Raw genomic sequence first — 24,563 nt, 5'->3', positions numbered from 1 at the left:
GCGGCGGCGGGTTGGTTCACTTGAGACGGCGCAGGCCGGGGCGTGCCGGGGCCGAAGCGCCGTCCATCAGCTCCTGCAGCCGGACGCGGGCGCGCGAGAGGCGCGACATCACCGTGCCGACCGGAACGCCCAGCACCTTGGCGACTTCGGCGTACGACAGGTCTTCGAGCGTCACCAGCAGCAGCACGGCGCGCTGCTCTTCGGGCAACTGCATCAGGCAGCGCTGCAGGTCCAGGCCGGTGCCCTGGTCGCGGCCCGGATCGGAAAGGCCCTGCACCTCGTGCGCCACGTCGTCGAGCGGCACCACGGCATGCGGTGGCGGCGTGCGACGCACCTGGCTCGCGAAGATGTTGTGCATGACTGTGAAGAGCCAGGCGCGCAGGTCGCTGCCCACCACCCACAGCCGCCATTTGCCGCAGGCGCGCTCCAGCGTGTCCTGTACCAGGTCGTCGGCCGCCCAGGCATTGCCCGTGAGCGCCCGCGCGTAGCGGCGCAGGCTCGGGATGTGCTCTACGAGCAGGCGGGCGTCCATGGGGTGGCTGGCTGGTCAGGGCTTGGCGGTCTTCCAGGTGCCGTTGACGCCGTCGCCGGTCTTGTCGCCGGGCTTCGTGTCCTTGGCCCAGTAGTACAGCGGCCAGCCCTTGGCAGCCCACTGCTTCTTGCCGTCGTCGCGCGTGACGATGCTGAAGTCGCCGCTGGGCTTGTCGCCATCGGCCGCCATGAAGGGCGGCCAGTTGGTGGCGCAGCCGCCGTTGCACACCGACTTGCCGCTGCCGGCTGTGTCCTTGTCGAAGGTGTAGAGCGTCATGCCGCTGGGGCCGACGAGCGCGCCGTCGGCGGGCTTGGGCTGGGCGAAGGCCGGGAGCGCGAGAGCGGCGCTGAGCAGAACGGCGGAAGATGCACGGAAAGGCGACATGGAAAAACTCCTTGTGTTTGGCGACACCGGTATTCCGGTGACAACCGCACAAACGCCCGCAGCCGGACTTTTATTCCGTCGCCCCGCAAAAAAAGTTCAGCGGTTGCGGCTCTTCATCGCGCGCTCGACCTCGCGCTTGCCTTCGCGGTCCTTGATGGTGTCGCGCTTGTCGTGCTCGGCCTTGCCCTTGGCCAGCGCAATCTCGCACTTCACCTTGCCGGCCTTCCAGTGCAGGTTGAGCGGCACCAGCGTGTAGCCCTTTTGCTCGACTTTGCCGATGAGGCGGCGGATTTCGTCCTTCTTCAGCAGCAGCTTCTTGGTGCGCACCGAATCCGGGTTCACGTGGGTGGAAGCGCTCTTGAGCGGGTTGATCTGGCAGCCCAGAACGAAGAGTTCGCCGTTGCGGATCACGACGTAGCCGTCGGTGAGCTGCACCTTGCCTTCGCGCAGGGACTTGACTTCCCAGCCTTCCAGGACCATGCCGGCCTCGAAGCGCTCTTCGAAGAAATAGTTGTACGCGGCCTTCTTGTTGTCGGCGATGCGGGAGGAGGTATCTTGTTTTTTGGTGGCCATGACTCGGGAATATGGGGGCTGCATGGCTTCAATACAATCCGTCGCGCACGCTGTGCCGATTCTATGAAAACAGTCAACAAGTCCGTCCTCATCTGGTACAGCGCCGAAGAGTTGTATGCGCTCGTCACCGACGTGGCCAAGTATCCGCAGTTCCTTCCGTGGTGCGACAAGTCGCGCGTCATCGAGGAAGACGAGGCCGGCATGACGGCCGAAGTCGGCCTGGCGTTCGCCGGCCTGCACCAGAGCTTCACCACCCGCAACACCCATGTTCCGGGGCGCGAGGTGCAGCTGAAGCTGGTCGACGGCCCGTTCTCCAACCTCGACGGCAAGTGGAAATTCACGCCCGTGGGCGAGCAGGGAGAGCGCGCCTGCCGCGTCGAGCTGCACCTGAGCTACGGCTTCAGCAACTTCGCCCTGCAGGCGCTCGTGGGCCCCGTGTTCGACACCATCGCCTCCAGCCTGGTCGAGGCCTTCGTCAAGCGCGCCGAGCAGGTCTACGGCTCGTCTTGACCCCTGCGATGACGATCGAGGTCACGCTGAGCTGCTCGCCCGCGCCGCGCGAGGTGTTCGAGCAGGTGTTGAGCCTGCCGTCCGGGGCGACACTGGTCGATGCGGTGAAGGCCAGTGATCTGTCCCTGCGCTTTCCAGATCTCGATTGGCGTCACGCCTTGACGCCGGGCATCTGGGGCAAGGCGGTCGAGTGGGACCAGGCGCTGAAGGACGGCGACCGCGTCGAGCTGTGCCGTCCGCTCACGGTCGATCCGAAGGTGGCGCGCCGGGAGCGCTTCCAGCGCCAGGGCGCGCGGGGAACCGGCCTGTTCGCCAACCGCCGAAAGGGCGGCAAGGCCGGTTACTGACGGCGTGACTGCGGCTACTTGCAGTCGCTGTTGATCAAGTCCTGAATGCGCTTCTGCTCGGCGGCGCGGGCGGTGTCATCCATGATCTCGCGCTCGCCCTTGGCATTGACCTTCGCGAGGCGGATGCCGCTGTCGACCGTGGCCTTGCTCTGGCGGGCGAGGGCGCAGTTGTCGGCCTTGGCCTTCGCGACCTTGGCTTCTTCCGCAGCCTGCTTGGCCTTCTGCTCGGCTTCGGCCTTCTTGGTCTTTTCCTCGAGTTCCTTGTCGACGCCAGCGGGCTTGGGTGCGGTCGCGGCCTTCGGCGCGGCGGCAGGGGTGTCGGCGACACCTTCCGCCGGGGGCGGTGCGTCGACGTTCGGGTTGGCGGTGGAGCGCGCCGTCGGGGGCGGCCCGACGCGGCGCAGGATGTTCTTCTCGGGCACATCGGGCGGTGGCGCCTGATCGCTGAAGACCTTCTTGCCGTTCTTGTCGAGCCATTGCCATTGGGCGCTCGCCGAAAGCGGTAGCGCAACGACACATCCCAGTACCAGCCAGTGCACGAATTTCATCCCTGAAGTTTAGCCGGGCCTTACTTTTTGCAACATCCGGGTTGGGTGGTTTTGCAACGATCGTTAATTGCCTGCGCCGGCAAACCCATTGGCGGCCTCGTTACAATCCGTCTTTTGGAGCTTCACCCATGCGCCTTCTCGGCAAAGCGCTCACCTTCGACGACGTGTTGTTGGTGCCAGCGTTCTCCCAGGTCCTGCCCAAGGACACCTCCCTCGCGACCAAACTCTCCCGCAACATCACGCTGAACCTGCCGCTCGTCTCTGCGGCCATGGACACCGTGACCGAAGCCCGCCTCGCGATCGCCATCGCGCAGGAAGGCGGCATCGGGATCGTGCACAAGAACCTCACCGCTCAGCAGCAGGCCGCAGAAGTGGCCCGGGTGAAGCGCTACGAGTCGGGCGTTCTGCGCGATCCGGTGGTGATCACGCCGACGCACTCGGTGCGCCAGGTGATGGCGCTGTCGGACCAGCTCGGCATCTCGGGCTTCCCGGTGGTCGACGCCGGCAAGGTGGTCGGCATCGTCACCGGCCGCGACCTGCGCTTCGAGAGCCGCTACGACGTGCCCGTCAGCGAGATCATGACGCGCCGCGAAAAGCTGATCACCGTGCCCGACGGCACCACGCTCGCCGAAGCCAAGGCGCTGCTTAACAAGCACAAGCTCGAGCGCCTGCTCGTCATCAACGGCGACTGGGAGCTCAAGGGCCTCATCACCGTCAAGGACATCACCAAGCAGACCAGCTTCCCCAACGCCGCGCGCGACGCCAACGGCCGCCTGCGCGTGGGCGCGGCGGTCGGCGTGGGTGACGGTACCGAGGAACGCGTCGAGGCGCTGGTGAAGGCAGGCGTCGACGCCATCGTGGTCGATACCGCCCACGGCCACAGCGCCGGCGTGATCGAGCGCGTGCGCTGGGTCAAGAAGAACTATCCGCAGGTCGACGTGATCGGCGGCAACATCGCCACCGGCGATGCCGCCCGTGCGCTGGCAGAGGCCGGCGCCGATGCGGTCAAGGTCGGCATCGGCCCCGGTTCCATCTGCACCACCCGCATCGTGGCCGGCGTGGGCGTGCCGCAGATCATGGCGGTCGACAGCGTCGCCACCGCGCTGCAGGGCACGGGCATTCCGCTGATCTCGGACGGCGGCGTGCGCTACTCGGGCGACATCGCCAAGGCCATCGCGGCCGGCGCCAGCACCGTCATGATGGGCAGCATGTTCGCCGGCACCGAAGAGGCGCCGGGTGAAATCGTGCTGTACCAGGGCCGCAGCTACAAGAGCTACCGCGGCATGGGCTCCATCGGCGCGATGCAGCAGGGCAGCGCCGACCGGTACTTCCAGGAATCGACCACCGGCAACCCCAACACCGACAAGCTGGTGCCCGAGGGCATCGAAGGCCGCGTGCCCTACAAGGGCTCGATCGTCTCCATCGTCTACCAGATGGCCGGCGGCGTGCGCGCCAGCATGGGCTACTGCGGCTGCGCGACCATCGAGGACATGAAGAACAAGGCCGAGTTCGTCGAGATCACCACGGCCGGCATTCGTGAGAGCCACGTCCACGACGTGCAGATCACGAAGGAAGCACCAAACTACAGGGCGGAGTAAGCCCAATCTGGCCAGACCTTGAAAGTCAGGCCAGATCAGGATTAAAATTTGGGCCAGATTCAAGATTTCTGGCCCAAATGCAATCCATCGGCATCGCTGAAGCCAAGAACAACTTCTCGGCCCTGATCGACTCGGTCGAAAGGGGCGAGGAGGTTCGCATCACCCGCCACGGCAAGGAAGTCGTGCGCATGCTGCCGGTGCGCCGCAAGCCGGTCATCACCGACGAGCAGATCGAGCGCGAGCTGGGCCAGATCGACGCGCTCCACGCCACCATCCAACCAGGCCCGCTGCCGCGTGCCCTGCTCGACGAAGGGCGCCAGCAATGACGGCCTTCGTCATGGACGCCTCGGTCACAGCCGCCTGGCTGCTGCCCGACATGGCCAGCGAACATACCCGCAGGCTCTACGCCGCCATCCGCCGCGACGAGGTCGAGCCGCAGGCGCCCAACGCCTGGCAATGGGAGTGCGCCAACATCCTCGCCAACGGCGTGCGCAGCGGCCGCATTCCCTCGTACGCCGTCGAAGGGCTGTGGAGCGTGCTCGATGCCATCCGCCACCGCGTCGAGCTGCACGAACTCGCGCCGGCCCAGCACAAGGCCGTGCTCGCAGTGGCCATCGACGCCGGCATCTCGCTCTACGACGCGGGCTATCTCTGGCTCGCCAAGTCCCTCAATCTGCCGCTCGCCACCTTCGACGAGCAACTCATCCAGGCTGCTCCCCAGGCGGGAGTGAAGCTGCTCGACATTTCAACGCTCTGAGTCCTTTCGCCATGCAACACGACAAGATCCTCATCCTCGATTTCGGCTCGCAGGTCACGCAGCTCATCGCACGCCGCGTGCGCGAAGCACACGTGCTGAGCGAAGTACATCCCTGCGACGTCACCGACGAATGGGTGCGCGAATACGCCGCTGACGGCCACCTCAAGGGCGTGATCCTCTCCGGCAGCCATGCCAGCGTGTACGAGGAAACCACCGACAAGGCCCCGCAGGCCGTGTTCGACCTGGGCGTGCCCGTGCTCGGCATCTGCTACGGCATGCAGACCATGGCGCATCAGCTCGGCGGCAAGGTCGAGGGCGGCCACAAGCGCGAGTTCGGCTTCGCGGCCGTGCGCGCCCACGGCCACACCGCGCTGCTGAAGGACATCGCCGACTTCACCACGCCCGAAGGCCACGGCATGCTCAACGTGTGGATGAGCCACGGCGACAAGGTCACCGAGCTGCCGCCGGGCTTCAAGCTCATGGCCAGCACCGACAGCTGCCCCATCGCCGGCATGGCCGACGAGGCGCGCCGCTACTACGCGCTGCAGTTCCACCCCGAAGTGACGCACACCATGCAGGGCAAGGCGATCCTCGAGCGCTTCGTGCTCGGCATCTGCGGCGCCAAGCCCGATTGGGTCATGCGCGACCACATTGCCGAAGCCGTCGAGAAGATCCGCGAGCAGGTGGGCGATGAGGAAGTCATCCTCGGCCTCTCGGGCGGCGTCGATTCGAGCGTGGCCGCCGCGCTCATCCACCGCGCCATCGGCGACCAGCTGACCTGCGTGTTCGTCGACCACGGCCTGTTGCGCCTGAACGAGGGCGACATGGTCATGGAGATGTTCGAAGGCAAGCTGCACGCGAAGGTGATCCGCGTCGACGCCAGCGATCTCTTCCTCGGCAAGCTCGCGGGCGTGAGCGATCCCGAAGCCAAGCGCAAGATCATCGGCGGAGAGTTCGTCACCGTGTTCAAGCAGGAAGCAGCCAAGCTCAAGGCCGGCGACGGAGGTCACAAGGGCGCGACCTTCCTGGCGCAGGGCACCATCTACCCCGACGTCATCGAGTCGGGCGGCGCCAAGAGCAAGAAGGCCGTCACCATCAAGAGCCATCACAACGTGGGCGGTCTGCCCGAACAGCTGGGCCTCAAGCTGCTCGAGCCGCTGCGCGACCTGTTCAAGGACGAAGTGCGCGAACTCGGCGTGGCCCTCGGCCTGCCGCCCGAGATGGTGTATCGCCACCCGTTCCCCGGCCCCGGCCTGGGCGTGCGCATCCTCGGCGAAGTGAAGAAGGAATACGCCGACCTGCTGCGCCGCGCCGACGCGATCTTCATCGAGGAGCTGCGCAACTTCACCGACGAAGCCACCGGCAAGACCTGGTACGACCTCACGAGCCAGGCCTTCACCGTGTTCCTGCCCGTCAAGAGCGTGGGCGTGATGGGCGACGGCCGCACCTACGACTACGTGGTCGCGCTGCGCGCCGTGCAGACCAGCGACTTCATGACCGCCGACTGGGCCGAGCTGCCGTACGCGCTGCTCAAGAAGGTGTCGGGCCGCATCATCAACGAGGTGCGCGGCATCAACCGAGTGACCTACGACGTGTCGAGCAAGCCGCCGGCGACGATCGAGTGGGAGTGAAGGGTTCCGTGAGGTTTGGCGGAACCGGCGTGTGCTGGGCGCGTCGCCGACCAGCCTCAATTGAGCGTGATGTTGGCCTTCTTCGCCACCGCGTCGAATTTCGCGAGGCTCTTCACGACGAATTTCTGTGTCTCCGCAGGAGAAAGCTTGCCGGCCACCTGACCGCCTGCGTCCAGCGCAGCCACCACCTCGGGTGTGCGGCTGGACTCCTCGATGGCGGCATTGAGCCGCGAGACGATGCGCGCATCGACACCTGAAGGGACCGCCGCGACGAAGTACTGCGTCGCTTCATAGCCCTTGAGGCCGGCCTCTTCCATCGTCGGCACATCGGGCAGGCTGGGTATGCGGAAGGTCGTCGTCACCGCGTAGGCCTTGAGCTGGCCCGACTTGATGTGCGCGAGCACGGGAGTCACGCCCAGCATGCCCAGGCTGGTCTGGCCGCCGATGATGTCCGTCACCGCCTGGCCGCCGCCCTTGTAGGGGATGTGGACCATCTCGGTGCCTGCCATGCTGTTGAACAGTTCGCCCGCCAGGTGTTGGCCGGTGCCGGTCCCCGAGCTCGCGAAGTTCCATTGCGAAGGCGTCTTCTTCATGGCTTGAATCAGTTCGGAGAGGTTGCCCGGCGCTCCTTCCTTCTTGCCGACCAGCACGATCGGGCCCTGCGACATCAACGCGACAGCAGAGAGCTCCTTGCCGATTTCCGGCTGGCGCTGGCCGTAGAGCACCGGGCCGGGAATGGTCACGAGCATGTAGCCGTCCCTGGGTGCACGAGCCACTGCCTGCAGCGCCAACGCGCCCGACGCACCGGGCCGGTTTTCGATGACGATGGACTGCCCGATCTTCTCGGACACGGCCTTGGCGATCACGCGCGTGATCACGTCGACCGAGCCTCCGGGCACGAAGCCCACCATCCACGTGATGGGCTTCGCCGTCGGCCAGGGCTTTTCCTGTGCCAGGGCTGGGTGCAAGTACAAGCAACTGGCAAGGCCAGCAACGACGAGAAGACGGCGTGAAATGTGCGAGGGCATGAGCAACTCTCCAGTTGGAACGATGTGCGTGAAAGAGGGAAGGAAGTGGCGCGCTCAGTCGGCGGCACCTGGCGGTGTGTTCGGAAACTGCAGGCAGCTGTCGTTGAAGGCCTTCAGCATTCGCAGCATCGGCCCCATCACCCAGGTGTTGAAGACCAGCACATCGGTTTCCTCCTTGGGGTCGCGAATGATGTTGAACAGGTAGGGCGACTCGAGCTTGCCTTTGCCCTCGTTGACTTCGGGCTCCCAATAGAAATGCAGCTTCCAGTCGCGCCATTTCAGTGCGCGCAACTCGTTCTTGATGAAGAAGGGGAAGCCCTCGCGCGCCGATTTGGCCTGCTCTCCACGCAGGAAGGGCAATTGATCGAGGCCATCGATCGGACGGTCCGCAGGAATCTCGGCGCCCGCGACCTTCGCCAGCGTTGCGAATACATCCGTCACATGCACGATCTCGTTGCTGATGCGGCCTGGCTCGATCCGCCCTGGCCAGCGCGCAATGAAGGGCACGCGCAGGCTGCCTTCCATGGCCGTGTGGTACGTGCCGCGCCATGGGCCGGCCGTGCCGCGATAGGGCGCGCGGAACTCGGGGCCGTTGTCGCTGCAGAAGATGAACAGCGTGTCGTCCGCCAGCCCCAGGCGCTCGACCTCGTCGATGACCTGGCCGACACGGTGATCCATCTCGGCCATGGAGTCGGCGAAGTCGCTATTGCCCGTGCGACCGGCAAAGTCGCGGTGCGGCAGCGTGGGGAAGTGCAGGTGCACCATGGGCAGGTACAGGAAGAACGGCCGGCCGGCCTCGCCGTGCCGGCGCATGAAATCGCATGAGCGCGCAACGAGTTCTTCGTCGATGGCGCGGCGCGATTCGAGGTCGTAGACCTTGACCTGGCGCGAGGGCTCGCCGCAGCGGCCTTCCATGATGTAGGGCAGGTCGACGACGCTCGGGTCGAAGCCGGTGGTGGAAGTGAACTGGCTCTCGTCCGTGGTGCGCGGAATGCCGTACCACTCGTCGAAGCCGCGGTCCGAGGGGTAGCGGCCTTCGATGTCGCCGAGATGCCATTTGCCGTAGTGCGCGGTGGCATAGCCGCGCGACGACAGCAGCTGCGCGAGCGTGATCTCGCGCCGCGTGAGCCCCTGCGGCATGCCCGGTGGAACGGACTGCAGGCACCCGGTGCGGATGGGATGGCGCCCGGTCATCAGCGCCGAGCGCGTGGGCACGCAGTCGCTCTCGACGTTGAAGTTCTGAAGCAGCAGGCCCTCGCGGGCCAGCTGGTCGATGCGTGGCGTGGGTGCGCCGCGCAACGCGCCGCCGCCGTAGCAGCCGAGTTCGCCCCAACCCAGGTTGTCGGCGACGATCAGGATGATGTTTGGCAATGACATGGATGGCTTCTTTGCAATTGGAAGACTCCCATTGCACTGCCAGATCCACGCCAGAATCAGTCCGTCACGCGCACAGTTTCATTCGTCGGGGGAATGGCCCTTCGGACGGTACGACGACACCAGCTCGCGAAAGTCCGTCATCAGCGGCGACCATCTTGCGCCCGGGCGCGACAGAAGCACCAGCGTCCGGTTCACAACGAGTTCGGGAATGTTCAGCGGCACTGCCTTGCCCAGCCAGCTGCGCAGCACCGAGTCGGGCACGATGCTCAGGAGGTCGGTTGAAGCGAGGATCCCCATTGCCGCCTCGGAGGTGTATTCGGTCTCGACTGCCACGCTCGGCAGGGGCACGCCGTTGCGTTCGAAGATGGCAAAGAAGTGCCTGCGCGCCGCACTTTGCGGGGGCGCCATCACCCACGCATAGGGCGTGAGGTCGTTCAAGCCGACGACCGGCTTCTTCGTCAGCGGATGCCCCAGCCGCACCACCACGCGAATGTGGTCCTCGCCGAGCTGGAGCTGCGTGCTCTGCAACGACTGGCCCTTGTAGGAGGGCACGACCGCCAGATCGATCTCGCCGTCGTCGACTGCCGCATCGAGCGCGTCGGACTTGCCGATGCGAAGGCGCAGCCTCATGCCGGGGCGTTTGCGCACCATCTCGGCGGCGGCCATCACCGCGACGCTGTCGGCTGCCGGGCTGGTGATGCCGAGGCGCAGCAGACCGGCATGTCGCGCGCGAAGTTCGGAGGCGGCGCGCGTGAGATCGAAGCGCTGCAGCTCGAAACGTCGAGCGGCTTCCAGGAACATTTCGCCCTCGGCCGTCAAACGTGCACCGTGCAGCCCCCGTTCGAGCAACTGCACGCCCACCTCGTCTTCGAGCCGGCGTATCGCCTTGGACACCGAGGGCTGGGTGACGCCCAGATGCTGCGCAGCACGGCTGATGCTCCCGCTGCGCACGATTTCTATGAACGCCGTGAGGTCTGCGACGGAGAGATTCATGCTGTTAAGGAGTGCGCTGGGAGTAGTGCCGGCATTATCGAGTTGCGCTCTGCATGGCCTTGAGCCGTGCCCCTTCTACCGGTGCCGGTGGCTGCCGCATCATCACCTTGTCGCGGCGAGCCATCCGACGACCGGGTCGGCATCTCGAACCCTCGTGTCCCTCCGCCTCAGAGGCCCAGCCAGGCCCGCAGCGCGGCCCGACTGCCGACGCCAGCGCGGCTGTAGGCGTTGCGCAGGTGCACCCGCACCGTGGCCGGGGACAGGCCGAGTCGAAGCCCGATGTCCTTGCCCGAATGTCCCATGCAGTAGAGCCGCGCGATCTCGGCCTGCCGTGGGGTCAACGCGGCGATGCCGTCGCGCGCCGTGCGGCGGCTCAGTGCGACGCGCAGGCCGCTTTCGTCCTTTGCGACCTCGATCGACCACCCGCCAGCCTCCAGCTGCCGCAGTGCCGCGCGCTGGCCTGAAAGCCAGGCCTGCGGCAGGCGCGGGGAGGTCGCCCCCGCCAGCGTGGCGAGCGCCGGCCACGCGGCGCAGAAGGAGCGGTTGGCGAACAACACCCAGCCCTGCGCATCGGTGAGAGCCAGCGGCCGCGACTCCTCGTCCAGGCCCTGGCGAGCGTGGGCGTAGAGGCGATTGACCAGAAGCGACTCGCGGATCTGCGGTGCGAGGGCGGTCAGCGCGCGCGCGTCGCGCTCGGTGTGCAGCGGCGACCCGGGTCCTCGGTTGAGATACAGGTGCACGAAGGTCTCGCTGCCTTCGAAGGGAATCGCCACGCCCATCTGGTGAACGATGCCATGGCTCGACAGGAATTCGCGCCAGGCCGGCGGCGTCTTCTTCCAGCGCGGGTCGTCGTCGTTGGCGAATGCGGCCTGCTCGGGCTGTGCGCGCATGGCGAAGGTGATGAAGTCCAGCTCGGCGCCGTTGATCCGGTTCCACTGCTCGCTCATCGCATCCAGGTCGTAGCCGATGCCCACCGACGAGACGAAGCTGCGCGGATGCCAGGTGTTGATGGCGCCGTGGTCGGCGCGGAATTCGCCGAGCAGGCGGCGCAGCAACTCGTGCTGGAAGCGTTCGCTGCCGGTGGTGCGGGCCAGGCGCAGCAGCGACAGCGGCTCGGTTCCGCCGGCGGAGCGGGTGGGGAGGGCGTCGGGATCGGAGGGTGGTGTCCGGGAGGGCATGGCACGCGGGTCGCGATCGGAGGGCGGGCCGGGCGGGGCTTGCCGGCCGGGGCGCCGCAGGCTACCACAAAGCATGGTACGGGCCGGGCGCGCTGCACCGGCAGCATCGCCCGGGCGGCCTCCAGCGCCGCGAGAGCGAGGAGAACAGACCATGAAACCCCATCCATCACAGCGCCTGATGCCGGCAGTGCGGTTGCTCTGCGCCCTGGGCATCTGCGCGGCCCCTGCCGTTCAGGCGCAGGTGCTCAATCCCAACGTGTGCCCTGGCGGCACGCTCTACAGCAGCCGAGACGAAGGTGCCTATTCCGGCTTCAGCACGGCGCGCGATGTGGTGCAGGCCGACTGCCAGAGCAACATCGCCGGCGGTGCCGAGTCGCAGGCCGGGATCGACCTCACTTCAGGCAATACGGCCATCGGGCGCTCGGCAACGGCCTCCGGAAGCAATGCGTCGGCCTACGGCATCCGGGCACAGGCCGCGGGCAACGGCGCGACCGCGATCGGCCTGCGCAGCAACGCGAGCGCGAATTCGGCCACCGCGATCGGCTCATTCACAGAAGCAAGCGCAGGCTCGGCCCTCGCCGTGGGCAATGTCGCCAAGGCGAGCGGGGAGTCGTCGGTCGCGCTTGGCTACCGCAGCGCGGCCTCGGCCGTGGAGGCGGTCTCGATCGGTGCGGACAGCGCCGCCAGCGAGGAGCGCGCTGTCGCGGTGGGCAATGACAGCCAGGCGAGCGGCGTGCGCTCCAGCGCCTTCGGCGTCAACAGCAAGGCGCGCGACGAGCGCAGCACCGCCGTTGGTGCCGACAGCGATGCGGGTGGCTACGGCAGCGTGGCATTGGGTTCGGCCTCGCGCGCTTCCGGCGACGGTGCGATGGCGCTGGGCTATGCCAGCCTGGCCAGCGCCGATGGCGCACTGGCGCTGGGACGCAACGCATGGGCCAGCGGCGTGCGTTCCATGGCCTTGGGCGTGCTGAGCACCGCCAGCGGCCAGAACTCGGTGGCCATCGGCGCCCAGAGCAACGATGGAGGGCGCAGCAACGTGGTGTCCTTCGGTTCCCCGGGCAACCAGCGCACGCTGACCAATGTCGCGGGCATCGAGGCCAGCGGCCAGGTCAGTGCCGGCGCCTTGTCCGTCGGTGGAGATGCGGCGGTGGGCGGCCGGCTGGTCACGCACGGCGGCATCGACAACCGCGGGGCAGGCATCGTCAATGCCGGGCGGATCAGCGGCGTCGTTGCCGGAGACGTCAGCGCCACATCGACCGATGCCGTCAACGGGGCGCAGCTGTTCGGCGTGCGCACCACCGCCGAGCAGGCCCTGACCCTCGCGACCAACCAGGGCGCGCAGGTGATCGACATGACCCAGCAGCTTCAGACGCACACGACGCAGATCCAGGAGCAGTCGGTGCAGCTGCAGGCCGTGGTCAACGGCCAGCTCGGCGTGTGCACGGTGAACGGCGGGGCGCTGCGCTGCTCGGTTCCCGGGCAGGCGGCGGCCAGCGCCAGCGGCATGGGGGCCGTCGCAGTGGGCATCGGCGCCTCGGCGCAGGGCGACGGCGCACAGGCCATCGGCCGCGATGCGCAGGCGCTCCATGCGGGCTCGCTCGCCATCGGCGACGGCGCACGCGCGCTGGCCGACCCGACCACGGCCATCGGTGCGGCCTCGCTGGCCAGCGGTGTCAATGCGGTGGCATTGGGTGCGAACGCCAGGGCCTTGGCACCCGAATCGGTGGCCCTGGGGCAGGGCTCGGTGGCCGACCGCGCTTCCACGGTGAGCGTGGGCAGCGCGACGGCGCCGCGCCAGATCGTCAACGTGGCACCGGGCACCTTGCCCACCGACGCGGTCAATCTCTCGCAGTTGGAGCGCGCGAACGCGCAGCTCGGCGCGCAGGTGCAGGGTGTGCGCGACTTCGCGGCGCGCGGCATCGCCCAGGCGATGGCGATGCCTTCGGTGCCGACGCTGCAGGCCGGCCGCCGCTGGGTCGGTGCCGCGGCAGCCCACTATGCGGGCCAGAGCGCGCTCGGCGTGGGCTTCGCGTACCAGCTCGACGACCGCTGGCAGTTGGGAGGCGGGCTCTCGGTCGCCACCGGTTCCGGCGCGCAGGTCGGCGCAAGGGTGCAGGCCGGCTACCAGTGGTAGCCGGCGCGAATCGGCGCCGGGTCTGCACGATGCGCCGATGCAGCACGAAGCCGAGACTCAGAAGCTCGCCTTCAAACCCACCGTCACCATCCCGCCCTTCGCCTGCTTCGACAGCTTGCCGAAGTAGTCGTAGTCCGCGGTGATCGACAGGTTCTGCGTCATCCGGTATTCGGCGCCGAAGCCGACCATCATGCCGGTCGAGCTGCCCGAGATGCGCTGGCCGGGCAGCACCCAGTTGTTGTCGCCGGAGATGCGTCCGCGCGCGATGCCCAGGCGGCCGTTGAGGGCGAAGGATTCGCCCAGCGGCAGGCGGGCGGTGGCGGCCGCGTAGAAGACCTGGCCGGTGCCGGCCTGAAGGCGGGAGTAGGCGCCGTTCGAGCTCCACTGGCTCACGCGGCCTAGGCGCGCGTAGCCAGCTTCCACGCCGAAGGTTTCCGTCAGGCGATAGCCGCCGTACAGCTTGTAGGCGGTGCCGGCCTTGCTGCTCTTTTCGCCGCCCCACGGCACGGGCACGCGGTTGGACGACGAGAGGCTGTAGCTCGAGCGGCCGATGGCACCGCCCACATAGATTCCGCTGTCCTGGTTGGGGCCGGCGGCGCTCGCGGCCATGGAGGCGGTGCAGAGCAGAAAGGCTGTTGCGAGGGCGGTGCAGGCTTGCGTTTTCGTCAAGATGAAATTCCTGGTTGGATGGTTGATTGAGATCGATCGACAGGCGGGTGCCGTGCGTTGATTGCCGCAGTGCCGCCAGCGTGAGTCGATTCTCGAAACGCAGCCTGAAGGAGTGCTTGTCGCTTGCTGAGGATGGCATGGACGCCTCCCAGGTCTTTTTCGATGACGATGGAGGTTCAACCCAACCATGGAGACCGCCATGCTCGCTGTCATTGGACTGGACATTGCCAAGCGCTTCTTTCAATTGCACTCGGTCGACCCCGAGACCGGCGAGATCACGAAGCTGAAGCTCAAGCGAGCCGAGATGCTTCCTTTCTTTGCCAACCGTCAGCGCAGCGTTGTGGCGATAGAAGCATGTGGGAGCTCGCATCACTGGGCGCGCCAACTGCGCAGTCTTGGTCACGAAGTGCGGCTCATCGCCACGAAGTTTGTGAAGCCCTTCGTCAAGGGGAACAAGAACGATGCTGCCGATGCTCGCGCAATCTGGGAGGCAGCGCAACGCCCTGAGATGCGCTTTGTGCCGGTGAAGACCGAGGCGCAGCAGGCGATCTTGGCATTGCACACGATGAGAGATGGCTTGGTCAAAGCCAGAACTGCACAACTGCATCAACTGCGAGCGGCGTTCTATGAATTGGGGATCGATCTTCCGGAAGGCAGACACTGGTGCGTGAAGCGCTTGCCGGAAGCCTTTGCTGGCCTGGAGAACAAGATTCCGGCCATGGTGATAGACGCGTTTCACGACCAGTACCAGCTGATCGTGCGGCTCTCCGAACGGGTTGAGGCGATAGAGCGCAAACTCGATGCCTTCAGGCGTTCGGACGAGCGGTGCGAGCGGCTGATCGAAGTGCCTGGGGTCGGACTGCTGACCGCGACCTCGATAGTCGCTGCCGTTGGCGACGCAAAGGAGTTTCGCTCAGGTCGAGAGTTCGCCGCTTGGCTCGGGGTAGTACCCCGGCACAGCGGCACTGGGGGGCATGTGCGCATCCTGAATATCAGCAAGCAAGGAAATTCCTACCTTCGCACCATGGTGATTCACTGTGCCCGAGCGGTCATGGCGCGTCAGAAGGAGCAGTCACCCTGGCTGCAGAGATTGATGCGCGAGCGCCCATGGAATGTTGCAGTCGTCGCGCTGGCCAACAAGCTCGCGCGCACGATCTGGGCATTGCTCGCGCATGGCAGACATTACATCCCGGAACCCCGGCAAGCGGCAGCATGACGCTGTGGCTCTGGACGATGGTTAGGCGGCGCGAAATGGTGTGATGGCTGAATAGGTTGGACCGGGAGAGGCGAAGCCTGAATCTGCTCTGGAGCTCGAAGCTCGTTCAGAAGAAAAGGCACCTCTCAGCGAATCCCATCAGGGCCAGCGGGCGAATAAGAGCCTGCGCGAACAGGCCGGATATAAGACTGCAGCTCGACCGATGCAGCCGAAACACCGAGCGCTTGCAACTTGGGAGGCGTCCATATAAGAGCAGATGAAGAGCGCATGCCATGGGCGATGATCGAGGCATGTCAGATCAGCTTCTTCTTCCCGGTATCGAGCCTCCGCCCAAACCCCTGCCACGCCCTCGGAGCAAGGTGCGTCGCGACAAGGCTGCGGCACCCGGGCACTCTCTCTTCTTCGCAATTCTTCCTGGCCGGCAGGACGCCGCCTTGATCGCCGCGCTCGGCGAGCGCATGAACTCGCAGCACGCACTGAAAGGAACACTGGTGGCGAAGCCCCGCCTGCACGTCACGCTCTTCGACCTGGGCGAGTACGAGGAGGTGCCGGCCGACAAGGTCGAGCAGGCCTCGAAGGCGGCCGCCTCGGTGCCGCCTCCCGCATTCGACATCGTCTTCGAGAAGGCGATGAGCTTCGCCAAGGGCGCGCTCGCGCTGTGCTCCGACGACGAGGAGGGCGTCGGAGCGCTCAAGGCTTTCAGGCAGCGCCTGGGCGAAGCACTCGCCGATGCGGGCCTGAAGCCCGCGCGCTCCTTCACGCCGCACATGACGCTGGCCTACGCGCGGCGCAAGCTGGAAAGGCACGCGCTCGAAACACCGGTCCGGTGGTCCGCAGGCTCGCTGGTGCTGATCGACAGCCACGTGGGCGAGGGCGTGCACGAAGTGTTGGGCCGGTGGCCCGAGGCGGCTTGAAGGGGCCTTCGCCTTCTGTTCTGCCTCGCATCGGCGCCTTCTGTATCTGTTTCGTCTCGCAGGCGCTGACGACAATGGCACTCCCTTTCACGGAATCGAAATGACAGCAGAAAAGACCCGGGATCAGATCGCCGACCAGATTGCCGCCGAGCTGGGCCACAGCTTCGAGGGCGAGATCATTGCCGGCGGCCACTACGTGCCGCTGGTGCGCGACGGCCGAACCATCTATCTCAGCGGCCAGGTGCCGCGCGTGGGCACCACGGTGGTGGTCACGGGCCGTGTGGGCGATGCGGTGTCGCTGGACAAGGCGCGCGAGGGCGCGCAGATCTGCGCATTGCGCAGCCTCGCGCTGCTGCGGCGCGCGCTTGGCTCGCTCGATGCGGTGGAAAAGGTCCTGCGCGTCGGCGTGTTCGTGCAGTGCACGGCCGATTTCACCCAGCAGAGTGAAGTGGCCGACGCCGCCTCCGACCTGCTGCACCGCGTTTTCGGCGAGGCCGGCGTGCATGTGCGCACGGCGGTCGGCGTCTACGCGCTGCCGAAGAACGCGACGGTAGAGGTGGAGATGACGGTCGCCGCGAAGCAGAACATCGGCTAGCGCGGCGCTAAGGCCAGGATGTCGCGCGCCAGCTGCGCGATCGTCAGCGGCGCGCAGCCTTCGGCGTTGTTGCTCACGGTGACGAAGGCGTTCTGGCCCGCGCGGGTGGTGCCCGCGATCACCTTGGCGAGCGCGGCGCGGGTTTCCGGGTCGGGGTCGACGATCTTGTCGAAGGGACCATAGAGCTTTTCCGCGTCTTCGTAGCCGAAGCGGCCGTGGCGCCGGTGCAGGTTCCAGCGGCACACCAGCGGACCGGGCCACATGGCGCGCAGCATCGGCAGCTGCTCTTCGATGGGTGGCATCTTGGCGTGCAGGCCCATGCAGAAGGTGGCGCCCACGCTGCGCAGCATTTCGGCAAAGGCGGGGTTCAGCAGCTGCGGGTCGCGCACCTCGACGGCGATCACCGCATCGGGCGCGGTCGACGAAATATCGGGCAGCGATTCGAGCATTGCCGCGATGCGCGCCAGCAGCGCGGGCTGGTCGGCCAGGATGTGTCCCGGAATCGGGCTCAGCTGGAACACCAGCACGCCGATGCGATGGCCCAGGCCCTCGAGGGCGGGTTGCACGAACTCCTGCCGCGCGATCTCGCTGCTGAGGAATACCGGGTTGGCCTGCATGCCGCGGCCGCTTTCGTCGCGCACGGTGGCATCGGTCACGAGGCTGGGCGCCTTCACCATGAAGCGGAAGTCGTCCGGCACCATGGCTGCGTAGCGTGCGTACTGGCTGGCGGTGAGGGCGCGGTAGAAGTTGCGGTCCACGCTCACGGTGCGGAACAGCGGGTGCTTCGCGAGTGCGCAGAGGCCGTTCTTCGAGAGCACGGTCTCGGCGTATTCGCCGTCCCAGACAAGGTTGGCCCAGCCGGGGTAGCTCCACGAGGAGGTGCCGAGCCGCAGCGTGGGCGGCAATGCGGCGGCCAGTTCCACGAGTTCCGGATCGGTGGGCGCGGGCTCGACAGTCGCCGTGCGCGGCTTCTTCTTCTCGGCTGGTTCGGCGGGCGGCGGCGCGGCCGAAGGTGCGTCCTCGGGACGCGGAAGATCGGGAAAGAGGGAGTCCTGTACGTCGGCCATGGCTGGTGCCGCATTTTCGGCCAAGCGGATGACTTCGCCGCGCCGGGCACAATCCGCGCCATGAAACAGTGGTTGCGCGCGCAAGGTGGTTGGTGGCTGGCATGGCTGGCCCTCACCGCCGTGGGCGCTGTGTGGATCGTGCGCACCGAGCTCGCGCAGATGCAGCAGGACTTCGAGACCGACGTGCGCATCGCGCACCGCCTCATGAGCCAGCAGATGGTGCAATACGACGCCGTGCTGGCCACGCTCGCGCTGCTGGAGCCCAGCACCGGTGCGGACCACCCGGAGCAGCGCCTGCCTTCCGTGTACTCGTCGATCCTGCGCGTGCAGCGGCGCGACCGCGACCAGCCCTGGCCGGACAGCGCACGAGCCGGCGCACTGGACGCGGCCGAGGCGCGCTCGCGCAGCCTTCAGCGCGCCGAGCTGGCCACGCTCGATCTGGCCCACGGCCGCTACACGCTGGTGATCGGCGCCAGCCCGTTCAGCTATGCGCTCGACATCGACCTTGCCGGCTCCGTGCCCTGGCGCGACTGGCCGATGAACCCGCAGCGCAGCCCGGTGCGGCTGAGCCTGCAGCGCGACGGCCAGCGGCTGGTGCTGCAGCCCGGTACTGTGTCGACGAGCCGGGAACGCGGATGGCGCTTCGGCCTGAGCAAGGCGCTGGCCTCGCCGAGCCAGCCCTTCGATCTGGTGGCCGAGCGGCAGATAGGCTGGGGAGAGTTGCCGTGGCGCGCCATCGCAGGCTGGGCCCTGGCGATGGCGGTGCTGCTGGCGGGCCTGTGGGCCGCTCAGCGCCAGCGTGTCGAGCGGCGGCGCGCCGAGGAGCTGCTGCGGCTCGGGCAGGTCGCGCGGCTCAACGCGCTGGGCGAGCTGTCGGCCGGCCTTGCGCACGAGCTCAACCAGCCACTGACGGCGGTGCTCGCCAATGCCCAGGCCGCACGCCGCCTGCTCGACGACGAGCCGCCCGACCTGGCCACCGCGCGCGACGCGATGGGGCAGGCGGTCGAGCAGGCACGCCGCGCGGCCGGCGTGGTGGGGCGCCTGCGCCGGGTGATCGAACGGCCCGAAGCCGGTGGAGACACCAAGCCGCTGGTGCTGCAGGAAGTGGTGCGCAGCGCCATGCACCTGCTGGCGCCCGAGTTCGCAAGGCACGATGTCGCCGCGCAGTTCGATGCCAGCGCGCAGGCGCCGGTGCGCGTGCAGGCCGAGGCTGTGGCGCTGGAGCAGATCGTGCACAACCTGCTGATGAACGCGCTGCAGGCCCTTGAACTCGTGCCGGCGGCCGAGCGGCGTCTTGTCGTCTCGGTCGGCCGCAACGGCCAGGAGGGCGTGCTGACCGTGACCGACAACGGGCGCGGCATAGCCCCCGAAGCCCTGCCGCGCCTTTTCGAACCCTTCTTCAGCACGCGCGAGGGCGGGCTGGGCCTCGGCCTGAGCCTCAGCGAGACGCTGGCCGGCGGCATGGGCGGCAGCCTGAGCGCGGGCAACGTCTCGCCGCGCGGCGCACGCTTCACGCTGTTGCTGCCACTCGTCGCGCCATCGCCGTGAATACCTCGAACACCCATCCGCCGCAGTCCCCGCTCGTCCACCTGATCGACGACGACCAGGCGGTGCGCGACGGCCTCTCGCTGCTGATCGGCACGGTCGGGCTGCGCGTGCAGGCCTGGGCCGATCCGCAGGCCTTCATCGACGGCTTCGACCGCGCGAGCGTGGGCGCCATCGTGCTCGACGTGCGCATGCCCGGCATCAGCGGGCTCACGGTGCTCGACCGGCTGGCGGCGCAGGGCGTGGACCAGCCGGTGATCATGCTCACGGGCCACGGCACCGTCGAGATGTGCCGCCGTGCCTTCAAGGCCGGGGCGGCCGAGTTCCTCGAGAAGCCGGTGGACGACGAGCAGTTGCTCGAGGCGCTGCAGCAGGCGGTGCGCCAGCATGTGCGCTCGCGCGAGCGGTCGCAGGCCGACAACGCCGCGCGCGAGCGGGTGGCGCAGCTGTCGGAGCGCGAGCGCGAGGTGCTGGCCTTCATCGTGCAGGGGCTCACCAACAAGGAGATCGCGCGCACGCTGGCGCTGTCGCCGCGCACGGTCGAGACGCACCGCGCCAACCTGTTCGCCAAGCTCGACTGCGATTCGCTCGCGCAGCTGATCCGGCGCTATGCGGTGCTGGTGGACGGGGAGGGCGCTCCGTAGAACTACGGAGCGCCGGGCGTAGCCGTACGAATGGCACGCGCGGGCGGCGTTTTCTACAGTGGCGCAGCCGTCGGCAACAGCCGGCGCAACAACCCGCATCCACTGGAGATAACGAACAATGCAATCCATCATCCGCCTTGGCGGCGTCGCCGTCCTGCTCGCAGCCTCCTTCACCCAGGTACAAGCTCAGGCCCAGACGCCCGCACCGGCCGTGCGCACCGAGAAGAACATCTCGCTCGCCCTGGCCAACCAGATCGCCGCCGAAGCCGTGGCCGCCTGCGCCGCCAACGGCTACAACGTGGCCGCCACCGTGGTCGACCGCGCCGGTACCGTGCGTGCCGTGCAGCGCGCCGACAACGCCGGCCCGCACACGCTGGCCTCGAGCGAGCGCAAGGCCTGGACCTCGGCTTCGGCCAAGAGCCCCACGCAGGCCATGATGGAAGGCGCGCAGAAGAACCCCGGCGCCGCCAACCTGGTGTACCTGCCGGGCTTCCTGCTGCTGGGCGGCGGCGTGCCGGTCAAGTCGGGCAATGAAGTGATCGGCGCGGTCGGCGTGGGCGGCGCGCCCGGCGGCCACCTCGACGAGCAGTGCGCCAACGCGGCGCTCGAAAAGGTCAAGGGCCTGCTCTGATGATGGCGCGCGGTATCTGGCCGGGCCTGCTGGCGGTAGCGCTCGGGCTGGGCGTGCCGCTGGGTGCGCTCGCCCAGGTGCCGCCGCTGGCGGCCGAGGTGCTGGCCTTCGACGGGCTGCACCAGGCCGCCTGGCATGGCGACCTGCAGAAGCTGAAGGCGCTGGTCGCCTCGGGTGCGAACCTCAATGCACGCGACGCGCGCGGGCGCACGCCGCTGCACGTTGCGACCTTCGCCCGGCAGCGCGACGCGATCAAGCTGCTGGCCAAGGCCGGAGCCGACCTTGACCTGCTCGAAGACGACCGCTACGACGCCGTCACCATCGCCTCGGTGGCCGACGATGCCGCGACGCTCTCGGTGCTGCTCTCGCTTGGCGCCAAGGCCGGGCAGACCACGAGCCGCTACGACGGCACGGCGCTCATCGCGGCGGCGCATCTCGGTCACGACGAGGTGGTGCGCAGGCTGATCGCCGCGGGCGCTCCGCTGGACCACGTCAACAACCTGCACTGGACGGCGGTGATCGAATCCATCGTGCTCGGCGACGGCGGCCCGCGCCACCAGCGCACGCTGGCAGCGCTGGTCGATGCTGGCGCCAACCTCAAGCTGACCGACCGCCAGGGCAACACGCCGCTGCAGCTCGCGAAGGCGCGCGGCTACACCGCGATGGTGAAGCTGCTGGAGACACCGCGCGCAAAGTAGGCGGCTCGGGGAGAATGGGGTCTCGCCACGACGAGCACGAGGAAATCGCCCCATGTACATGCCCCCGCAGTTCAATGCCAAGGACCCGGTCATCGCGCTGGAACTGATGCGTTCGCATCCCTTCGCGAGCCTGATCTCGAACGACGAAGACGGGCTGCCGTACGTCACGCACCTGCCGCTGGTCGCCGAGCAGCGCGCGGGCGACGAGCTGGTGCTGTGGGGTCATTGCGCCAAGCCCAATCCGCACTGGCGCTATCTGCAGGCCAGGCCCAAGGCGGTGGCCACCTTTCTTGGGCCGCATTCGTACCTGTCTCCCTCCGTCTACCCCGATCTGGCCCGCGTGCCGACGTGGAATTACCTGGCGGTGCATTGCACCGTCGAGGCGAGGCTGATCGAGGAGCCCGTCGACAAGGACGCGTTGCTCAAGAAGCTCATTCACGACCACGAACCTGCCTACGCACAGCAATGGCGCGACCTGGGCGAGGAGTTCCAGCTCAAGATGCTGGCCGGCATCGTGGGCTTCGAGCTGCGCGTGACGGCCCTGCAATGCAAGATCAAGCTCAACCAGCACCGCCGCGAATCGCATGCCGCGATGCACGCCGTCTACAGCGCGGGCACGCCGGACGAGCGGGCGCTCGCCGAGTGGATGGGCCGCTTGGGCATGACCGCCGAGGCTTCCGTGGCGGAGGGCGGCTGAGATGCGTGGGCTGGGTTTGATCGGCCTCGTGCTCGTGCTGGTGATCGTCGGGCTGGTCGCGAAGAAGCAGATGGCCAGCATGGCTTCTTCCGCGCAGCCAGCCGTGCCCGGCGTCGCCGCGCCCGCAGCGGGCGATGCGCGCATGAATCCGCAGCAGGTGCAGCAGCAGGTCAAGGAAGCGCTGGACGCTGCAGTCAAGACACGCCAGATGCCTGATGACAACTGAGCCGATTCCGTCGCCGGACGTGCATGACGACGCGCACTGGATGGCGCTCGCGCTCGCCGAGGCGCGGCTTGCCGCCGAAGCGGGCGAGGTGCCCGTGGGCGCGGTGCTGGTGAAGGATGGCCGGCTGGTCGCGACGGGGCGCAATACGCCGGTCGCGCAGAACGATCCGAGCGCACATGCCGAGATCAACGCATTGCGGGCAGGGGCCTTGGCGCTTGGCAACTACAGGCTCGATGGCTGCGAACTGTTCGTCACACTCGAACCATGCGCGATGTGTTCCGGGGCGATGCTGCATTCGCGCCTTGCGCGCGTGGTGTACGGCGCGGCCGATCCGAAGACCGGCGCTGCCGGCTCGGTGCTCGATCTCTTTGCGGAGCCACGGCTGAACCACCGCACGCTGGTGCAGGGCGGGGTGTTGGCGCAGGAGTGCAGCGCGGTCCTGCAGGCTTTTTTCCAGCAGCGCCGGAACGCTGCGCGCGCGACTGCCGAGCCCCTGCGCGACGACGCGCTGCGCACGTCGCCCGAGCGCTTCGAGGCGTTGGCCGGCTATGACTTCGCGCCGCACTACGTGCAGGACCTGCCGGGCCTGCAAGGCTGGCGGATGCACTACGTCGATGAAGGTGCGCAGGATGCAGCCTGTTGCCTCTGCCTGCACGGTCCCGGCGAATGGGGCTACTTCTTCAGGCATCTCGCGGGCTTGCCCGGACTGCGCACGCTGGTGCCCGACCTGATCGGCCTCGGCAAGAGCGACAAGCCCAAGCGCGAGGCGGCGCATCGTCTGGAATGGCATCGCGACGTGCTGCTCGAATGGATGGCGCGAGTGGGAGTCGATCCGGTGGCGCTCGTGCACAGCGAGGCCGCCTCCGAACTTGCCGCGCTTCTCCAGACCGCAGCGCCCGGTAGATTCGTGGCGGCACTGGTCGCACCGGAAGGGCACGAGCACATCGACGACGCATGGCGCGCGCCGTTCCCCGACCGAGGATACGAAGCAGCGCTGCGCGCACTGGGCCCTCTTGCCACTTCGTCGGGGCCGACGCCGGAGCAGGCCCGAACGGTCGTGCTGCAAGTGCGAAACGCAATGGGATACTCGAACGCGTGACCAAACACATCTATATCTACTCTCCCTCCAGCGCGGTCCGGGACAAGGCCGCTTTCCGGCGCGGCGTGAAGCGGCTCAAGGCGCTGGGTCATGAAGTCGAAGTCGACGACGCGGCGCTCTCGGTGCATCAGCGCTTCGCGGGCGACGACGCGACGCGGCTCGCCGCGATCTCGCGCGCAGCCGCCAGCGGCGCGGACGTGGCGCTCATCGCGCGCGGCGGCTACGGGCTCACGCGCATCCTCGATGCGGTTCCGTACAAGGCAATTGCCAAGGCGATCGAGAAGGGCACGGAGTTCGTCGGCTGCAGCGACTTCACCGCGCTGCAGAACGCACTGCTCGTCAAGACCGGCGCCGTGACCTGGTCGGGCCCAGCCGTCGGCGAGGACTTCGGTGCCGAGGCCGGCCCCGACGACATCATGGAAGCCTGCTTCGACGACCTGCTCACGGGACAGGGCGAAGGCACCGGCTGGCGCATGCCGGCGCGCGATGTCGACCTGAAGTTCAAGCCCGTGCAGGACGCGGTGCTGTGGGGCGGCAATCTCTGCGTGCTCAGCAGCCTGCTCGGCACGCCGTACTTCCCCACGGTGGAGAAGGGCGTGCTTTTCATTGAAGACGTGAACGAGCACCCGTACCGCATCGAACGCATGCTCGACCAGCTGAAGATGGCCGGCGTGCTGGCGCGTCAGCGTGCCATCGTGTTCGGGCAGTTCACCGGCATCCGGCCGGTGCCGGGCTACGACCGCGGATTCGGCCTGAACACCGTGATCGACCGGCTGCGAGCATCGCTCAAGGTGCCTGTGCTCGCTGGCCTGCCGTTCGGCCACGTGCAGACGAAGGTGCTATTGCCCGTGGGGGCGAAGGTGTCGATGGCCGCGGAAGGGCGTGATATTTTTCTCGTTTGGGGGCATCGACATGCACATGGTCATGACGACCACCATGGACATGACCATCATCACGCCCATTGATTGGGAC

General features: G+C 67.5%; 28 protein-coding genes. 18 read left to right on the top strand and 10 right to left on the bottom strand.

Annotated elements, in window-relative coordinates:
- Positions 1 to 16 precede the first annotated feature (16 nt).
- From AC1VNX_RS18055 to smpB, 3 genes are all read right to left on the bottom strand, one after another.
- On the bottom strand, positions 17 to 532 hold the full coding sequence (locus tag AC1VNX_RS18055; protein ID WP_483158041.1) for an RNA polymerase sigma factor: 516 nt from the start codon (positions 530 to 532) through the stop codon (positions 17 to 19).
- Positions 533 to 547: 15 nt separating this feature from the next.
- Positions 548 to 916 carry a COG4315 family predicted lipoprotein gene (locus tag AC1VNX_RS18050; RefSeq protein WP_483158039.1) on the bottom strand — a complete coding sequence of 123 codons (369 nt, stop codon included), beginning with the start codon at positions 914 to 916 and terminating at the stop codon, positions 548 to 550.
- Positions 917 to 1,012: 96 nt separating this feature from the next.
- On the bottom strand, positions 1,013 to 1,489 hold the full coding sequence (gene smpB, locus AC1VNX_RS18045) for an SsrA-binding protein SmpB (protein ID WP_176663953.1): 477 nt from the start codon (positions 1,487 to 1,489) through the stop codon (positions 1,013 to 1,015).
- A gap of 63 nt (positions 1,490 to 1,552) precedes the next feature.
- On the opposite strand from smpB, the gene AC1VNX_RS18040 reads away from it, so the two are divergent.
- The gene (locus AC1VNX_RS18040; RefSeq protein ID WP_483158037.1) at positions 1,553 to 1,999 is read left to right on the top strand and encodes a type II toxin-antitoxin system RatA family toxin; all 447 of its coding nucleotides are present in this window, start codon (positions 1,553 to 1,555) and stop codon (positions 1,997 to 1,999) included.
- Positions 2,000 to 2,007: 8 nt separating this feature from the next.
- Positions 2,008 to 2,346, top strand: a complete 339-nt coding sequence (locus AC1VNX_RS18035; RefSeq protein WP_483158035.1) for an RnfH family protein — start codon at positions 2,008 to 2,010, stop codon at positions 2,344 to 2,346.
- A 14-nt stretch (positions 2,347 to 2,360) separates the two neighbouring features.
- Here the strand turns inward: AC1VNX_RS18035 and AC1VNX_RS18030 are convergent, their stop codons facing one another.
- Entirely contained in the window at positions 2,361 to 2,894 is a 534-nt protein-coding gene (locus tag AC1VNX_RS18030; protein ID WP_483158033.1) for a DUF4124 domain-containing protein, read from the bottom strand.
- Positions 2,895 to 3,022: 128 nt separating this feature from the next.
- Here AC1VNX_RS18030 and guaB point away from each other — a divergent pair, with 128 nt between their 5' ends.
- From guaB to guaA, 4 genes are all read left to right on the top strand, one after another.
- The gene (gene guaB / locus AC1VNX_RS18025) at positions 3,023 to 4,492 is read left to right on the top strand and encodes an IMP dehydrogenase (RefSeq protein WP_483158031.1); all 1,470 of its coding nucleotides are present in this window, start codon (positions 3,023 to 3,025) and stop codon (positions 4,490 to 4,492) included.
- Positions 4,493 to 4,569: 77 nt separating this feature from the next.
- Positions 4,570 to 4,818 (top strand): type II toxin-antitoxin system Phd/YefM family antitoxin, encoded by a 249-nt coding sequence (locus AC1VNX_RS18020; protein ID WP_483158029.1) that lies wholly within the window; start codon positions 4,570 to 4,572, stop codon positions 4,816 to 4,818.
- Positions 4,815 to 5,249 (top strand): type II toxin-antitoxin system VapC family toxin, encoded by a 435-nt coding sequence (locus AC1VNX_RS18015; protein ID WP_301510834.1) that lies wholly within the window; start codon positions 4,815 to 4,817, stop codon positions 5,247 to 5,249. The genes AC1VNX_RS18020 and AC1VNX_RS18015 overlap by 4 nt, the downstream gene beginning before the upstream one ends.
- 11 nt (positions 5,250 to 5,260) lie before the next feature.
- Entirely contained in the window at positions 5,261 to 6,880 is a 1,620-nt protein-coding gene (guaA, locus tag AC1VNX_RS18010; RefSeq protein ID WP_483158026.1) for a glutamine-hydrolyzing GMP synthase, read from the top strand.
- 56 nt (positions 6,881 to 6,936) lie between these two features.
- Here guaA and AC1VNX_RS18005 read toward each other — a convergent pair whose 3' ends face one another.
- The 4 genes from AC1VNX_RS18005 to AC1VNX_RS17990 all read right to left on the bottom strand — a co-directional run bounded on the left by AC1VNX_RS18005 (position 6,937) and on the right by AC1VNX_RS17990 (position 11,456).
- Positions 6,937 to 7,848, bottom strand: a complete 912-nt coding sequence (locus tag AC1VNX_RS18005) for a Bug family tripartite tricarboxylate transporter substrate binding protein (RefSeq protein WP_483158024.1) — start codon at positions 7,846 to 7,848, stop codon at positions 6,937 to 6,939.
- Positions 7,849 to 7,962: 114 nt separating this feature from the next.
- Positions 7,963 to 9,285, bottom strand: a complete 1,323-nt coding sequence (locus AC1VNX_RS18000; protein ID WP_483158022.1) for an arylsulfatase — start codon at positions 9,283 to 9,285, stop codon at positions 7,963 to 7,965.
- Between the two features lie 78 nt (positions 9,286 to 9,363).
- A complete protein-coding gene (locus AC1VNX_RS17995; protein WP_483158020.1) occupies positions 9,364 to 10,278 on the bottom strand; it encodes a LysR family transcriptional regulator in 915 nt (304 codons plus the stop codon).
- Between the two features lie 167 nt (positions 10,279 to 10,445).
- Positions 10,446 to 11,456, bottom strand: a complete 1,011-nt coding sequence (locus AC1VNX_RS17990) for a helix-turn-helix transcriptional regulator (protein ID WP_483158018.1) — start codon at positions 11,454 to 11,456, stop codon at positions 10,446 to 10,448.
- A 151-nt stretch (positions 11,457 to 11,607) separates the two neighbouring features.
- On the opposite strand from AC1VNX_RS17990, the gene AC1VNX_RS17985 reads away from it, so the two are divergent.
- Entirely contained in the window at positions 11,608 to 13,590 is a 1,983-nt protein-coding gene (locus AC1VNX_RS17985; RefSeq protein ID WP_483158016.1) for a YadA family autotransporter adhesin, read from the top strand.
- A gap of 57 nt (positions 13,591 to 13,647) precedes the next feature.
- Here AC1VNX_RS17985 and AC1VNX_RS17980 read toward each other — a convergent pair whose 3' ends face one another.
- Positions 13,648 to 14,259 (bottom strand): porin family protein, encoded by a 612-nt coding sequence (locus AC1VNX_RS17980; protein WP_483158014.1) that lies wholly within the window; start codon positions 14,257 to 14,259, stop codon positions 13,648 to 13,650.
- 199 nt (positions 14,260 to 14,458) lie between these two features.
- Between AC1VNX_RS17980 and AC1VNX_RS17975 the strand changes: the two genes are divergently transcribed.
- The 3 genes from AC1VNX_RS17975 (at position 14,459) to AC1VNX_RS17965 (ending at position 16,984) form a co-directional block, all read left to right on the top strand.
- Positions 14,459 to 15,475, top strand: a complete 1,017-nt coding sequence (locus AC1VNX_RS17975; RefSeq protein ID WP_483158012.1) for an IS110 family RNA-guided transposase — start codon at positions 14,459 to 14,461, stop codon at positions 15,473 to 15,475.
- 434 nt (positions 15,476 to 15,909) lie between these two features.
- Positions 15,910 to 16,389 (top strand): 2'-5' RNA ligase family protein, encoded by a 480-nt coding sequence (locus AC1VNX_RS17970; RefSeq protein WP_483158010.1) that lies wholly within the window; start codon positions 15,910 to 15,912, stop codon positions 16,387 to 16,389.
- A 100-nt stretch (positions 16,390 to 16,489) separates the two neighbouring features.
- Positions 16,490 to 16,984, top strand: a complete 495-nt coding sequence (locus AC1VNX_RS17965; RefSeq protein WP_483158008.1) for a RidA family protein — start codon at positions 16,490 to 16,492, stop codon at positions 16,982 to 16,984.
- On the opposite strand, the gene AC1VNX_RS17960 is transcribed toward AC1VNX_RS17965, so the two are convergent.
- Positions 16,981 to 18,051, bottom strand: a complete 1,071-nt coding sequence (locus AC1VNX_RS17960; protein ID WP_483158006.1) for a DUF72 domain-containing protein — start codon at positions 18,049 to 18,051, stop codon at positions 16,981 to 16,983. The two genes, AC1VNX_RS17965 and AC1VNX_RS17960, sit on opposite strands and share 4 nt — an antisense overlap.
- Positions 18,052 to 18,111: 60 nt before the next feature.
- On the opposite strand from AC1VNX_RS17960, the gene AC1VNX_RS17955 reads away from it, so the two are divergent.
- The 8 genes from AC1VNX_RS17955 (at position 18,112) to AC1VNX_RS17920 (ending at position 24,556) form a co-directional block, all read left to right on the top strand.
- Complete coding sequence (locus AC1VNX_RS17955; RefSeq protein WP_483158004.1) at positions 18,112 to 19,599, top strand: sensor histidine kinase; 1,488 nt, start codon at positions 18,112 to 18,114, stop codon at positions 19,597 to 19,599.
- Entirely contained in the window at positions 19,596 to 20,240 is a 645-nt protein-coding gene (locus tag AC1VNX_RS17950; protein ID WP_483158002.1) for a response regulator transcription factor, read from the top strand. Before AC1VNX_RS17955 ends, AC1VNX_RS17950 begins: the two co-directional genes overlap by 4 nt.
- Before the next feature lie 118 nt (positions 20,241 to 20,358).
- The gene (locus tag AC1VNX_RS17945; RefSeq protein ID WP_483158000.1) at positions 20,359 to 20,871 is read left to right on the top strand and encodes a GlcG/HbpS family heme-binding protein; all 513 of its coding nucleotides are present in this window, start codon (positions 20,359 to 20,361) and stop codon (positions 20,869 to 20,871) included.
- Positions 20,871 to 21,569 (top strand): ankyrin repeat domain-containing protein, encoded by a 699-nt coding sequence (locus tag AC1VNX_RS17940; protein WP_483157998.1) that lies wholly within the window; start codon positions 20,871 to 20,873, stop codon positions 21,567 to 21,569. Before AC1VNX_RS17945 ends, AC1VNX_RS17940 begins: the two co-directional genes overlap by 1 nt.
- Positions 21,570 to 21,621: 52 nt before the next feature.
- On the top strand, positions 21,622 to 22,266 hold the full coding sequence (locus AC1VNX_RS17935) for an FMN-binding negative transcriptional regulator (RefSeq protein ID WP_483157996.1): 645 nt from the start codon (positions 21,622 to 21,624) through the stop codon (positions 22,264 to 22,266).
- A gap of 1 nt (position 22,267) precedes the next feature.
- On the top strand, positions 22,268 to 22,492 hold the full coding sequence (locus tag AC1VNX_RS17930; RefSeq protein WP_483157994.1) for a hypothetical protein: 225 nt from the start codon (positions 22,268 to 22,270) through the stop codon (positions 22,490 to 22,492).
- Complete coding sequence (tadA, locus tag AC1VNX_RS17925; protein ID WP_483157992.1) at positions 22,482 to 23,591, top strand: tRNA adenosine(34) deaminase TadA; 1,110 nt, start codon at positions 22,482 to 22,484, stop codon at positions 23,589 to 23,591. The genes AC1VNX_RS17930 and tadA overlap by 11 nt, the downstream gene beginning before the upstream one ends.
- Complete coding sequence (locus tag AC1VNX_RS17920) at positions 23,588 to 24,556, top strand: LD-carboxypeptidase (protein ID WP_483157990.1); 969 nt, start codon at positions 23,588 to 23,590, stop codon at positions 24,554 to 24,556. Before tadA ends, AC1VNX_RS17920 begins: the two co-directional genes overlap by 4 nt.
- Positions 24,557 to 24,563 lie beyond the last annotated feature (7 nt).

The sequence above is a fragment of the Variovorax sp. TLI9-5A genome (assembly GCF_056867935.1).
The sequence above is the reverse complement of the archived record's forward strand: the minus strand, read 5'-3'. Positions and strand labels throughout refer to the sequence as shown.